The 13,579-nt window shown below is 71.1% G+C and carries 11 protein-coding genes; all 11 read right to left on the reverse strand.

Features of this window, described 5'->3' with window-relative positions; translation table 11 throughout:
- Positions 1 to 2 precede the first annotated feature (2 nt).
- The 11 genes from ABEA93_RS02300 to ABEA93_RS02350 all read right to left on the reverse strand — a co-directional run bounded on the left by ABEA93_RS02300 (position 3) and on the right by ABEA93_RS02350 (position 13,289).
- Entirely contained in the window at positions 3 to 437 is a 435-nt protein-coding gene (locus ABEA93_RS02300) for a GFA family protein (RefSeq protein ID WP_345673507.1), read from the reverse strand.
- Positions 438 to 574: 137 nt separating this feature from the next.
- The gene (gene fxlM, locus ABEA93_RS02305; RefSeq protein WP_345673508.1) at positions 575 to 1,819 is read right to left on the reverse strand and encodes a methyltransferase, FxLD system; all 1,245 of its coding nucleotides are present in this window, start codon (positions 1,817 to 1,819) and stop codon (positions 575 to 577) included.
- On the reverse strand, positions 1,800 to 3,263 hold the full coding sequence (locus tag ABEA93_RS02310) for an MFS transporter (protein WP_345673509.1): 1,464 nt from the start codon (positions 3,261 to 3,263) through the stop codon (positions 1,800 to 1,802). The genes fxlM and ABEA93_RS02310 overlap by 20 nt, the downstream gene beginning before the upstream one ends.
- Positions 3,260 to 3,874, reverse strand: a complete 615-nt coding sequence (locus ABEA93_RS02315) for an AAA family ATPase (RefSeq protein ID WP_345673510.1) — start codon at positions 3,872 to 3,874, stop codon at positions 3,260 to 3,262. The genes ABEA93_RS02310 and ABEA93_RS02315 overlap by 4 nt, the downstream gene beginning before the upstream one ends.
- Positions 3,875 to 4,238: 364 nt before the next feature.
- Entirely contained in the window at positions 4,239 to 4,760 is a 522-nt protein-coding gene (locus ABEA93_RS02320; RefSeq protein WP_345673511.1) for an NUDIX domain-containing protein, read from the reverse strand.
- Complete coding sequence (locus ABEA93_RS02325; protein ID WP_345673512.1) at positions 4,757 to 5,482, reverse strand: class I SAM-dependent methyltransferase; 726 nt, start codon at positions 5,480 to 5,482, stop codon at positions 4,757 to 4,759. Before ABEA93_RS02325 ends, ABEA93_RS02320 begins: the two co-directional genes overlap by 4 nt.
- A complete protein-coding gene (locus ABEA93_RS02330; RefSeq protein ID WP_345673513.1) occupies positions 5,479 to 7,674 on the reverse strand; it encodes an ABC transporter ATP-binding protein in 2,196 nt (731 codons plus the stop codon). Before ABEA93_RS02330 ends, ABEA93_RS02325 begins: the two co-directional genes overlap by 4 nt.
- 725 nt (positions 7,675 to 8,399) lie before the next feature.
- Positions 8,400 to 9,233 carry a phosphotransferase gene (locus tag ABEA93_RS02335; RefSeq protein WP_345673556.1) on the reverse strand — a complete coding sequence of 278 codons (834 nt, stop codon included), beginning with the start codon at positions 9,231 to 9,233 and terminating at the stop codon, positions 8,400 to 8,402.
- Positions 9,234 to 9,645: 412 nt separating this feature from the next.
- The gene (locus tag ABEA93_RS02340; protein ID WP_345673514.1) at positions 9,646 to 10,761 is read right to left on the reverse strand and encodes a phosphotransferase enzyme family protein; all 1,116 of its coding nucleotides are present in this window, start codon (positions 10,759 to 10,761) and stop codon (positions 9,646 to 9,648) included.
- A 199-nt stretch (positions 10,762 to 10,960) separates the two neighbouring features.
- Positions 10,961 to 11,404, reverse strand: a complete 444-nt coding sequence (locus ABEA93_RS02345; RefSeq protein ID WP_345673515.1) for an NUDIX hydrolase — start codon at positions 11,402 to 11,404, stop codon at positions 10,961 to 10,963.
- Between the two features lie 784 nt (positions 11,405 to 12,188).
- Positions 12,189 to 13,289 carry a phosphotransferase enzyme family protein gene (locus ABEA93_RS02350; protein WP_345673516.1) on the reverse strand — a complete coding sequence of 367 codons (1,101 nt, stop codon included), beginning with the start codon at positions 13,287 to 13,289 and terminating at the stop codon, positions 12,189 to 12,191.
- Positions 13,290 to 13,579 lie beyond the last annotated feature (290 nt).

Consider the following 13,579-nt stretch of genomic DNA (forward strand, 5'->3'; position numbering starts at 1 on the left):
CTTCAGGTGGTGCTGCTGTGCTGGGTGTCGGGCACTTGGGGCAGCCAGGAGACTGCGGTGTCCCGGCAGGATTGGTTGACCGGGATGAGGCGGGGGTCGTCCGGGTGGTCGAGCGCGCTGATGGTGATGCCGATGGTGGTGTCGCCGTAGTCCCGGGCGGCGATGCTGCTGCCGCAGCGGGGACAGAAGGCACGCGCGGTCTCGCCCGGGTAGGTGTCGAACCACGTCGGTGCGCCGCCGTCGCCAGTCCAGGACAGCCCGGCCGAGGGGAAGCCGACCCAGGCCATCATCGGGCCGCCGCCGAGCTTTTGGCAGTGCGGGCAACTGCAGGTGTGCGGATAGTCCGGGGTTCCGGTCACGGTGAACCGGATCCGTCCGCACAGGCAGCCTCCTGCATGGACCTCGGTATGGACCTCGGTGTTACGGCTGTCGGCCATCGGTTCGGATCCTTTGCTCTGTGGCCGGCTCGGCCGAGTGGACTTCTTCGGGGGTGTTCGGGTTGTCGAGGTGGGCCGGGAACGCCGGAACCGGCGGACGGTGGCGGGATCATCGAGCGCGCCCGGCCCGGGCGAGGTCAGGGCGCGTGGCCGACGGGCGCGCTGGTTGCGCTTGCCGAGTAGGTGAGGTGGAGGCGGCGGTGTCGCTTGTCGAACACCGCGCCGCCACCGAGGGCGTGGTCGGGCGTGCCGGGGGGATAGGCGGTGATCTGGGGCAGGGCGGTGCGGTCGTGGTCCCAGGCGCGGATCAGCTCGGTGATGCGGGCGGCGAGTCGGGGGCCGCGGGGTCCGTGGCCGGTGGCGCCGAGTTCGAGGTCGAAGGCGTGCTCGGTGTTGGCGGGGTCGGGGCGGTGGGTGAGGTAGGCGACGGAGTCGCCGTCGACGAGGGTGGCGGTGCGCAGCGCGATTCCTCGGTGGGGTCCGGGGTCGACGATGCGGAAGGCGCCGGGTTCGGCTGCGATTCGCAGCCACACCGGGTCGATCGAGGTCCTGCGGGGCAGGATCGCCCCCGACCACACGGTGGTCCCGGGCCTCTTCAGGGCGGTGCCGACGGCATCCGGGTCGATGGGTTGGCCGGTGTCGTAGACCAAGCGGGCGTCGTCGGAGTCCAGTGGTGCGGTGAGTTCGCCGCCTGCACCTGAGCCTTGCATGGGCACGAACCCGCACATCTGAACGGACCGGCTCGCCAAGGTGCCGTCGTCGGTGAGGTCGAAGCCGATGGAGCGGGTCTGTCCGGCCCACCGGAGCGGCACGACGATCCGTCCGCCGGGCGCGAGTTGGTCGGTCCACGCAGGCGGGATGTCCCATGTCCCCACCGTGATGATGACGCGGTCATAGGGGGCGTGCGGCGGCCACCCGTATTCGCCGTCGCCTTCGTGCACCAGGACCTGGTCGTAACCGCTGGCCGCGAGGCAACAGCGGGCGCGCGCGGTGACGTCGGGATCGATGTCGATGCTGACGACCAGCCCGGTCGGACCGACGAGCTCCTGGATCATCGCCGCGTTAAGGCCCCCGGAGCCGACTTCGAGGACGCGCATGCCCGGCCCGATACCGGCCTGTTCGAGCATGAAGGCTTGGATCCGCGCGGCCGAGACCGAGCTGAGCGCTGCTCCGTCCTCGTCGCGTTTGGTGACGTAGGCAGTCCCCGCCGCGTACGCCTCGACGAGGCTTGCCTCGGGGATGAACACGTGGCGGGGGACCGCGAGGACGGCCGCGGCGACGGGGTCGCTGCGGACCGCGTCCACGCCGCGCAGTTCCTCCAGCAGGCGGGTGCGCAGCTGCTCCGCGGTGAGTTCGTTCAGGTCAGGTGTGCCGGTGGTCACGGGTGGCGTCTCTCTCTTCGGCGGGGTGGTGGTCGGCGGGAGGCACGTGTGTAGGGGCGGACTCGTGCATCAGGTCCCGGGCACCCGCAGTCGCGTCGCGGCCGGAAGCATGTCCGGGCGGTCCGTGTGGGCGTGCGGTGTCGGCCGCTGCCGCAGTCGGCGGCGGGGATGACAGTTCGGGGGTGCGCGGGTCCGGGACCGCGGGTGGACGCACGCGCAGGCCTCGGACGCAGGCGGCGGCAAGCGGGAAGGCGGCCGCGGCGATCAGGAGGACGCCTGCGGCGGCGAGTGTGTGGTGCATGCCGGCGCGGTCGGCGGTGGGGCCGGCGGCGAGGTAGGCGGCGGGGACGAGGGCTCGTTGCCCGGTTCCGGTGATCGCGGTGAGCCGGTTGAGGACGTCGATAGCGAAGGTCTGCTGCGTCCAGGTCTGCCACACGATGATCGCGGTGTTCAGGGCGGCGCCGACCGCGAACGTTGCTGCGACCAGCACGGCCAGCGGGGCGTTGGCGGCCATTGCCATGGGGGGTCCGGCCATCACCGCAGCGGACACGCACGTCGTCCACCCCGGCCTGACCGGCGGCCTCTTCAGGCACACCGCTGCCCCGGTTACGAGGCCGGCCGTGAACGCAGTCACCACCGTGCCCCACCCCGCGGCCCCGCCGAGCCGGTCGACGGCATACGTAGGGCCGAGGACGAGGTACGTGGCGAGCCACAGCGGCACCACGAACGCCCCGGACACGGTCAGATAGACCACCGCCCGGTAGCGCCTGAATTCCGCCCACCCGGCGACGACGGATTCCCGAACCGACGGCTCGGTACGCGGGGGGTCTGCGACCCGTAGCCGGGTGATGAACGCGGCCGCCGCGAGGAAGCTCGCGGCGTCGATGGCCGCGGCCCAGCCCGGCCCGGCCGCCGCGATCAGCAGCCCTCCCACGGCCGGGCCGCCAATCTTGACCGTGTTGATGCCCGCCGACATCAGCGCGACACCCGCCCCCTGCAACGGTTCCGGAAGGGTCTTGGGGATGAGATTGGCGCCGCTCGACGCTGACAGGGCCGTGACCGCACCGACGAGGACCGCGAGCGCGATCAGGTACGGGACACGCATGGCCCCGGTCAGCAGCAGGACCGCGGACGTGGCCTGCAGCAAACCCAGCAGCCGGTATCCGGCGACCTGGACGACGCGCGGCGGATACCGGTCACCGATCACCCCGCCGACGAGAGGCAGCAGTGTCTCCGACACCATCCCCGCCGCCAGGACGATGCCGAGATCTGTGGCGGTGCCGCCGACCTGCAGCGCCCCGAACGCCAGCGCGAGGGGCGCCATGCTGCTCCCAGCGGCCGACGTCCACCGCGCAGCCGCCACGATCCGGTACTGCGGAAATGCCAACGGCTTGACGGAGGCACGGGCCCCTCTCGGCTGGCCGGGCACGCCCGGCGCGCTCATGGCGCCCACCGCCGCAGCGACGGGGTGCGCGGGGGTGTGTCCAGGAGCGGTTCGACCGCGGCCGCAACGTCGCACACGGGCTGGCGGGTGGTGTCGAGGACCTCGCCGAAATCGGACAGCCACTGGTGCGCGGCGCGGTAGTCCTCCGCGCGACGCTGCCGAAACCTGCGGACACGGGCGGCGGTCTCCGCGTCAGCGTCGAACCAGGTGTCGGACACGATGCGGCGCAGCAGCGTGTCCGGTGCGGTGTGCAGGGTTACGTGCCGAACGGCGAAGCCGTGGCCGTCGAGCCGCTGCAGGATCTCCTCGAGATACGTGCGGCGCAGCACACTCATCGGCATGACGAACGGGCCGGGGTGGTCGAGTGCGAGGGCGGCCGCGGCGGCTGGGACGAGCGCCCGCCATGCTCGCGTGTCTTGGTAGTCGCGTGCCGCACCGGGGAGTTGGTGGCGCACCAGGGTTCCGACGGCTTCGGGATCGTAGACCAGCACGTCGTGCCGCATGGCTTGCAGCAGGTGTGCGCACGTGGTCTTCCCGCCGCCCAACGGGCCGTTGATCATCAGCAGGACCTGCTGCTCGCGCACGACCAAGCCGTCAGGGACCGGGTTCACGGCGAACCTCCGCCTGTGATGGCCCCGTTCTCTGCACCGGGCGCTGCTCCGAGACCGGTCGCTTCGGGAGCTCGGGAGGCCCGGTCCGCGGCTGCCGTCATGTCGTTGTGAACGGGCGGGCGCGTGGCTTCCTGAGGTTCGGGTGAAATGGTGCGGAGGCGCCGGATCAGGGAACGCGCGACCAGGAGTGCGGGAAATGCGTTGGCGACCAGCGGCAGCGCGACCGCGGCCGCCGTCCCCGTTCGGGTGGCAGTCCGGCCAGCGAACAACGGGGTGAAGTCCCGCTCCTGCAAACGTTGCTGCGGTACCGGGGATGCGTGGTCGTCGCCCGCCGCCGGGGTGAGCGGGGCCGTTGGGGGTGGGGTCAATCGACAGCCCCCCGCGCGGAGACGCCGTACCCGGTGCCGCCTCGCTGCCGTGCCTCGACGGCCCGGAGCACCCTGGCGTGTCCAGCGGGCCCTTGGAGGACAGCCGCCTGCGCGAGGGTGGCCCAGCGCCAGGATCTCGACTCGTTGTCCAAAGCCAGGTCGGTGTCCGCGTGGATGGTGCCGCCGTCGAAGACGAACTGTAGGACCGGTGCGGCCATCTCGCCGTCCATGTCCGGATCCGCGGGCCGCCAGTCCACGTCCAGCAGCGGCGCCTCGGCTGGCAGGCGCAGCCCGGTTTCCTCGGCGAGTTCCCGGGCCGCCGCCGAGCGGGGGTCCTCGCCGGCGTCCACGGCTCCGCCAGGCAGGAGGTGGCCGTCGCGGTAGGTGGGTTCGAGGAGCAGGACACGGCCGTCGGGGTCGGTGACGAGGACGGCCGCCGCGATGTAGTGGCGCGGCAGGGCGGCCAGCCATTCCGCGCGGGGTACAAGAGGCCGGTCCTGCTCGGTGTCGTGTGTCATCGTTCGTCTCCCGTCTGAGCGGGGACGCGCACGATGGCCTCCCACTGCGCCCACGTGCCGCCCTGCTCGGGCGAGCGTTCGCGCCGGGTGAGCCGGATCGGGAGCACGGGCTCGCAGCCGGCGAGCAGGCTGGCGAGTTCGGTCTCGGAGTAGAAGTGGACGGCGAGACCGACTTTGTCGGGCCGGTGGCCGCCTGGGCGGTAGAGCACCGTGCGGGAGCCGTCGTCGTGTTCGCCGATGACGTCGTGGTCGCGCACGATGTCGGTGCCGATTGCGTTCACCCGCACGCAGAACAGCCCATCGGGTGCCACACGATGCAACGCCGCCTCAAGAAGGCCGCGGGCTTGGTCGCGGGTACCGTGCTGGAACACCTGGATACCGAGCACGACCGGATACGTGGCGCCGCCCGGCAGTGAGTCGAGAGAGCCGTGGAGCAGCCGACCGGCCCGCTCGGGCGCCCGGCGGGCGAGTTCGGCCAAGCCGACTGCGGAGATGTCCAGGCCCAGCAGATCGAGCCCGCCAGCCACCAGCGGGAGGTAGTTGCGGCCGTTGCCGACGCCGACGTACAAGCCGGTCCCGGGCAGCAGGCCCTCGCTGTCGGCGGCGGTGAGGATGTCCTCGACGAACGGCTCCGGAGCCAGACCGAGGAACCGTCCCTCGGCGAACTCGCCGTCCCAGTAAGCCTCGGCATCGGCCTGGCCATCGTTCTCGTTGCGGGTCACGACAGGTCCTCCGCGGGATCGGTCGGGGGCACCAGGCCGCCAGCGGCTTCGCTGACCGGCTCGGCATCGGCGCGGGGCGTGGGCACCGGGCGGGCGCCGCGCCGTGCATCGGGCACCTCCGGGCCGGGCGTGCAGGAGGAGGTCCCGTCGGGTGGGGTCGTCGGGGACGGGATCTGCAGTTCGCGGGCCTGGATGTCGAACATGCGCCGGAACGCTCCGTCCAAGGCCATGAGTTCGTCCCAGGTGCCGGACTCGACGACCCGGCCGCGGTCGAGGACGACGATCTGGTCTGCGCGGCGGGTGGACGCCATGCGGTGCGAGATCAACACCACGGTGTGGCCGGCGTCGGCCAGTACCCGCACCTTGTCGTACGCGGCGATCTCGGCGGCCGGGTCCAGGGCGGCGGTCGGTTCGTCCAGGATCAACAGGGCTGCCTGCCGGTACACGCCGCGTGCGAGCGCGAGCTTTTGCCACTGGCCTCCGGACAGTTGCACGCCGCCGGCGAACGAACGGGACGCGAGGGTGTTCCAGCCCTGCGGGAGGTCGGGCAGGAGGGTGTCGGCGTTCGCGGTGGCGATGGCGTGGTGGAACACCGGGTCGTTGTCGTAGGTTGGCAGGTCTGTGGGCGCTTGGGGGCCGTCGGTGCCGCGCGCGGTGGGCAGGCGGCCGATGCGGATGTTGTAGCCGGAGGTGAACGGAAAGCGGACGAACTCCTGGGTGACGAGCCCGACATGGGCGTACACGTCGTCGCGGTCGAGGTCGCGGACGTCCACCCCGTCCCAGGTCACGGCGCCGCTGTCCGGCGCGTACACAGCTGCGATGACTTTCGCGAGGGTGGACTTGCCCGAGCCGTTCTCCCCAACGAGCGCGACCACACTGCCCCGGGGGATCGTCACGTTGACCTTGTCGAGCGCGGGCGTGGCCTTGTCCGGGTAGGTAAACGTCACATCCCGAACGTCGATGACCGCCGGCGCGCCGGGCACCGGCAGCCCGCCGGACGGGGTCGCGTGCTGCTCGGCTTCGGTGCACGCGGTACGGAAGTCGTCGAACCACAGCGTCTCCGCGAACAGCCTCGCCGCCTGCTGGACGACGTTCCGTAAGCCGCTGGATCCGCTGCGGATCGCAAGCACCGCGGTCCCCGCGGTGGCCAGCGGCACCCGCGAGGTGAGCAGCAGCCACCCCAGCACGACATACGTCGCGCCGGTCGCCAGGCCGCTCGCTGCGGCTGCGACCCAGTTGGTCGCGGCGGTCGCGCGGGCGAGCCGGACCTGTTCGCGCTCGGAGTCGTCGGACAGGGCGGAGAACTTGTCGATGAGGTGGTCGCCCGCGGCGTGGACGCGCAGTTCCTGCCCGGCGTGCTGGGACGTCAAGTACCAGCTGATCTGGTCGAGCATGCGTTCGTTGTCCCGCCAGGCGCGGCGGGACGCGTAGCCGCGGCGGGAGGTGGCGAGGGTTCCGTAGGCGTGCGGCACCACGATCAGCAGGAGCATGGGCAGCAGGACTGGATGCAGCACGGTCAGGACGCCGCCGGCGGCGATGAGGGAGATGACGGCGCCGGTGATCCCGACGGCGTGCCCGAGCATTGCTCTGGCGGAGTCGCAGCCGCTGCGGGCGGCGTCCAAGAGCTTCGCGAACTCCGGAGACTCCATGTGCTGGAGTTCGACGCGGATGGTGCAGCGCAGGAGTTCCTCGTCGGCGGCGCGTTCGACTTTGGGTTCGAGGCGGCCGGCCGCGATGGTGGAAATGCCGGCGAAGATCTGCCCGAGGATTGCTGCCAGGCCGATGGCGAGCAGGGCGGGGAACGAGGCGCGGACTCGGTCCGGGGTGGGGCCTGCGGCGAACAGTTCGACCATCGCCGAGTTCGCCGCCAACAGCCCGAACGCCCCGGCGATGCCCTCGGCGAGTTCGGCGCCGAACACCACGAGGACCGCGGCACGGTCGGCCGACCAGGCCAAGGCGACGGTCTTGCGTAAGGACGCGGGGAGGCTGCGGGCCATCTGCCGCAGGGTGATGGTCTCCCAGGTGTCGTCGTGCCGGGTGTACCCGGAGTCGTAGACCAGGCGGCCGCCGAACAGTTCGCGGGCCGCGCGGCCAGGATCGTCGATGGGCTCCTGGCGCCGCAGCCGGAGCCGGCGTTGGCGCGTCGGCGGCGTCTCGGATAGGGGTGCGGGAGCGGGTGTTTCGTCTGTCATCGGTCACCTCCGCGTGCGGTGTCGGACAGGGGTGTGCCGGGTGGAACGGTCCACATCAGGCTGGGGCTGCCATGGACAGTGAGCGTGCCGTCGTCAGCTGCGGCGACGGTGTACCGGCCGGGGCTGCCGGCGGCTTCCCACATGTGGTGGAGGCTTCGGTGTCGGCCCACGGGTTGCTCGGTCCGGTCGGCCGGACCGACCACCGGCCGATGTGGCGCTGCAGCCGACGCCGGACTCGCGGCCGTCGTGGACCTGGGTAGGAGCGGTGTCGCTCCACGACAGGTGCGGTGCCAGGTCGGAGAGGGCGAGCACGTGCCGGGTCGGTGCAGCACTGCGGGGCCGATGCCGATGCCCCGGTCGGCATACCGGCGGCCTCCACCCGGGCAGGTGGTGCCCTGGTGTCGAGGAGTTCGGCGGGAAACGTTGCGAGTGTGCAGCGAATACTGTCTGCGGTGCGGTCGAGGACGAGTAACGGGTCCCGGCCTGCCACACGGAGAGCGGCCACGAGTCGACCTACCGGCGCCACCAGCCCCAGCCACGCCGCGGGCCGCGCATCCGCACGGCGGCTTCGCGCAGGCGTTCCCCGCCTCGACGTGTCCGCCCGGCGCGGTGACGGTGGCTTCGTCCGCCGTGTTCGTACGGCCGGGCGGGTCAGCGATGGTCTTCGGCACGAGCATCGACTCCTTCGTCAGGTCCGGGCCGCTGGCACACAGAGGTCAGGGCGGTCAGCGGCCGTTCCGCAACTGCGCGAGCCCCGCCAACCCCCGCGCCAAGACTTCGGCGTCGTTGTCCTTGGCGCCCCAGTGCGCGCTGTCCAGCGCGTCCAGCACCACCCACCCCGCCAACGCGATCTCCTCGTCCGTGGTCAGGGAGCGGCCGTAGCCGTCGAAGAACGCCTCGCGCAGATCGGGCCGCTCCTGCCAAGGCCCGTTCACCAGCAAACGGAAGTCCCTTACCGATGCGCCGGGTTCGGCGCGCTCGAAATCGATGACCCGCACCCGGGAGTCGTTGTTGTACAGCCAGTTGCGGGGTTGGAAATCACCGTGCGTCGGGACCATGGGCAGCGTCACCTGCGCCGCGGCGACGAGAACTGCCTGGGCGCGGCTCAGGTCCGCGTCGGTGAGCCGGGCGCGGCCCAAGTGCTTGAGCACATAGGCGGAGGGCAGCGCCGACGCCGTCGCCGCGGGGCAGATCGCGGTGTCGTGGATACGCCGGGCCAACGCGCCGGCGAGCGCGTGCACCTCAGCGTCCTGTCCGGGCGGGAGGGGCTGGAACTTGACCGGGACTCCGGGGAGCGGTGTGACCAGGATCCCGGGGAGCGCCGAGTCACAGGCCAGCAGCCTGGGGGTGTCCTCGCCCAACAACGTCACCCAACTCTCGTACGCGGCCACTTCCCGACGGTGAAACTTGGGCGTGGAGTGAACCTTCGCGAAGACCGCGGCCCCATTGGGCGCGCGCGCCTCCCACACGCGTGAGGCAGCGCCCGGCCACGAACGGGACCACACATCCACGTCGGGCCCCAGCACACTTGTGACCAGCGCCGCCAGTGGCCCTGGCATCTCGTCCACGGCGCTCGTCACCGGTTCCACTCGCCCCGGCGCCCGTGCTCTGCAACCTTGGAGAGTTCAAGCCAGAACGCATCTGCGCAGGCAGTGGCGGATTGCGGCATGGTGACAGGCCTCCCATGAAGACGGAGCGGGGCTGCGGGACGGCCCCGCCGTGGAATGTGGGGGTGCCCAAGCCTGCTGCCTCGCGTCCGGGGTGTGGCAGAGCGCACAGGGTCGAGTGACGGGCGCATACTTCGAACGTGCGCTCGACCAACCGTGCGGCTGTGGCTTGGTCCTGCGGCGGATGCACCACGGATCTTCGAATCCAACGCTGCGACCGCTGACAGAAGTTGGCGACGGTTCCGAAAGTCCGTCGTCGAGCGGAACCCCCAGAGCTGGGGCGTCGGACGCAGCGACCGACCGGTCACGGGTTCGACCAGGTCCGGCGCGGCGATGCCTGGGCGGCGGCAGCGAGTTCGCCTTCGACCGTGTCGAGGTGCTCGAGCAGTGACACGACCATGCGCGCCCGTCGGTCCCAGTACAGGTCCACACCCGTCTGGTCGACCGGATCCGGATCGAGGTAGTGCTCGTAGACCCCGTAGGTGGAGAGCAAGGCATGGAGCAACGCCATCCGCGCGCACGCCGCCACCTGTTCGGGGACTAGCCGGGGGTTGGCGTCCCGGTAGGCCGTCACCATGGCCACCGCGGTGGCCAACCATGCGTCGGTGTCGGACTCGGCGACGGTGAGTGGGTCGAAGGCGATTCGGCCGAGCTCCCACGCCGCCGGCAGCACCCGGATCCGCGGGTCCAGCACCGCGGCGACCCGGTGGCCGCGCATCAGCAGATTGGACCGGGTGAAGTCTCCGTGCACGAGCTGCCGGACCACCGGGGGAAGGCCCTCCGCCAGACGGCCGTGATGGCGTTCGATGTCCTTGACTCGGGTGCGGAGTTGGTCCAGGCGGACGGCATCCGCGTCGGTGGCCCGGCCGTCGCGCTGGAGGACCCGGATCGCGTCGACGGCCTGGCGGGCGCGGGCGATCGACGTGGACGGCGGTTTTGTCCACCACAGCTCAGGGACTGGTACTCCGCCGCTGTCGGTGGTGGGGCGGCCGGCGAGCCAGCGGTGGAACTGTCCCAGGACGCTGCCGACCTCGGCCGCTTCGTCGGACGTCCAAACCGTCCGCGACGTGTGCGCGTCGGAGACGAAGTCCTGCACCGACACAGCCCGCCCGCCGACCGGGACCAGCAGCCGCCCCTGGCCGTCGGCGAGCGTCTTCGGCGCGGGAAGCCGCGCACGGGTCGAGAGCCGCGCCTGCCGCTCCAACGCGAGCATGCGCGCCTGGTAGTCGTGGGAGTATCCCGGACGGCGAACCTTGGCGAAGTACCGCTCCCCGGTTGGGTGGACCAGCACGGTGAAGTTGTCCGTCTCCGTCCCCTCAGCGAATCGCTCGATTTCGGTCGCATGGGGAAGGCCGTAGTGCTCGGCGAGGACGCCACGCAGCCATGTCCCACCTGCGGCGGTGGTAGCGGTGTCGGGCATAGGTCGCGAGCCTCCAGGGTCGTGACAGGTCGACGCGGACGGTTCTGCCGGTGCGCCGGGTGTTCAACGTGTTTGGTGGGCCTAGAAGCGAAGCGGACGGCGTCGACGGCCAGGCGCGCTTCGAACGTTCACTCCGCCAGCCCTGCGGTTTCGACCCGCCCGTGCCGCAGCACGCGGCGCGGCCGACGGGCCGAAGTGGTCACGTGGTCCACCCGGCCTCTGCGTAGATGACCCCGGCGGTGATTGCGGCCAAGGCGCCAGCGGTGTAGGGGACGATCGAGGCGGGCAAGGCGTCCGGCGGCCACCACTGGAGTGCCACGCAGCGGTCCGGCTCGCAGTTGGCGATGTGCCCGGTGTAGCGGTCGACACCGAAGAACAGCTGGAGCCGGGCGTGCCCGTTGTCCGGGTTGCGTTGGTGCAGCGTGTGCAGGAGGTGGAGCGCGTCGGGGTCGATCCCGATGCCGAGTTCCTCGTGGGCTTCGCGCACCGCGCACTGCTGCGCCGACTCATCTTCGAGGTGGCCGGCGGGAACATGCCACTGGAGCGCGCCGAACGCGGCGGTGGCCGGGCGCAGACCCAACAGGACGTGGCCGCGGTGGTCGGTGATGACGAGGTGGACGCCGATGACTAGGCGATGACGCACGGGCGCTGCCTCCGGGAGCGACGTAGGGGAACTGGTGTTCTAACGTCGGGGTGTGGACCAAAGACACGGCGTTGCAGGAGCGGGTCTTGGACGGACTGCACCGTCCCTTGCTACGGGTGCAGAACGAGTCCGCGTCAATGAGCAACGTGCTGGGGCTGCGCCGGATGAAGTCATCCGCATCCTCCTGGGGCGTCTGGTGAAGGCGCGTGAGCTGCAGCCGGGGGGATTGCCGTACGGGTCGCCGCACGAAGCGGCCGTCCGCGCTGCACATGTGATTTCGTGCTGGTTCGGCGGAGGGGATTCCGCGGCTTCAGCGGACCAAGGCGGTCTCTGGACACACCCTTGCGAGTTCGGCAGCGCCCAGCCAACGGGGTTCTACGAGATTGCACGGAACCCCTCGATGGGGTGACGCGGCCGGCCCGCGGGTGGCGGGGTTAGCGGCTCGCGAGCGCGGGCCGTCGCGTCGTCGGCGTGCTGGTGTGGGGGCCGCGGTCCGGCGAAGAGCTGAGAACTTCACCCAGGTTCGCGGAGCGACAGTTGCCGAGCAGGATGGTGTGGCAGCCGCGGGGAGGCGGACCTTGATCACGACATCGGCGATCTCGGTGGCCGTGCAGGGGGTTTGGTGGGCGATGGCGGCGCGGCCGAAAGGTCCCGGGTGGCGAACGACGTGGGCAGTACGTCGTCGGGCAGGAACGGCAGGTCGTCGACGGGGTGACGCATCCGCTGCCAGCCTCCACAGTAAAAGCGCGGGCACGGCGGATGACCCGCGGGGTCTTGCGTGAACTCAGCCAAGAGCGTCACGCAGGGCTTCCTCCATGGCAGGCAGCCGGTGCAGCAGCAGCAGAGCTGCCTCGTGCCTCACCCGCCCGTAGGCCTCGAGGGCGGCGTCGATGATGTGCGGCCTTTCGATCGGTACCGACAGCGGAAAGGCCGAGCAGAGCATGGCTGCACAGCCGACCCGAAGCGAGGACGTGAGGTCGTCCGCGGGCGCCTTCGGGTTGGCGTCTCGGTAGGCCAGGGTGAGATCGGTGTATCCGGTGAGCCAGCTCTCCGCACTGTTCTCCAGGACGCTCTGCGGGTCGCAGCCAAGACGTGCGATCTCCCAGGCGAGGTACCCGGGTGCGGGCGGTCGGAAGTCCACGATGGCGGCTACCTCGTGGTCCTGGAACAGAACGTTGGGCCCGGCCGTGTCGCCGTGCAGGATCTGGACGGTCAGCTGTGGAAGCGAAGATAGGGTGCGCTCGACTTCCCCCAGGATGGCTTGTCGCTCGCGCGCCGCTTGCAGCGCCCACGTCTCGAACTCCCCGAGCCCGGGCCTGCCCTGGTACGCCTGGACCAGGCGCTCGAAGCGGTCCCGCGCAGCGGCCACATCGCACACCGCGGCACCGGGTTCCAGGGTGGGCGCGGCGGCGGGGTGAGCGGCGAGCCGGTTGTGGAGCCGGCCCATCGCTGTGCCGACCGCTGCCCACTTTGCACCCCTCAGGTTGCCCTCGGCAGTCTCGGTGTGCGGCACGTACGACCACACGGACATCGGCAGGCGGCCGCGGGTCTCGATGAGTTCGTGCTCGCGCGTGCGGGTTGCCCGCGCGGTCGCGACACCTCCATCGGCGGCGTACTCGGACAGTTCCACCGACGCCCGCTCCAGATCCAAGTGCTCTCGGGTGCGGTAGACCTTGGCGAAGTGCCGCTGTCCCGTCTCGTCCACGACGGCGTAGTTGTCCGTCGCGGTGCCTTCCGGGATGCGCGCGATGTCTGCCGGGTGCAGTCCGTACCCGAGGACCAGCGTCTCGGCGACCGCCATGATCTGCTCCCGCTCGGCGGCACCGCTGGGCGCGGAACGCGCGGCGACAGGGTCGGCCGCGGGCTGGTGAGATGTGGTGGGCATGGTCTCCTCGTCGAAGCGCACAGCGACAGGGGTCAGATAATGAGTGGGCGGCATGTGGTCGGGGCGATCTGGCGCCGCGGGAACGGCCTGCGGCCGACTGGTGCTCGGCGAGCCGCGGCGGGTGCAGCGGGCCGCAAGATCGCCGACGGACGACGTTTCGTCGACGTGGTCACCTGATTGCGCCTCCCTCGTTCGGGTTGTCGCAGTACCCGAGTCCGACCCGGCATCGCCTCTGTCGGCAGGGGACTGGCCGACCAAGCCGACATTGCCCCGGCCGCGTGAATCGGCTG

The sequence above is a fragment of the Yinghuangia aomiensis genome, from assembly GCF_039542225.1.
GTDB classification, from domain to species: domain Bacteria; phylum Actinomycetota; class Actinomycetes; order Streptomycetales; family Streptomycetaceae; genus Yinghuangia; species Yinghuangia aomiensis.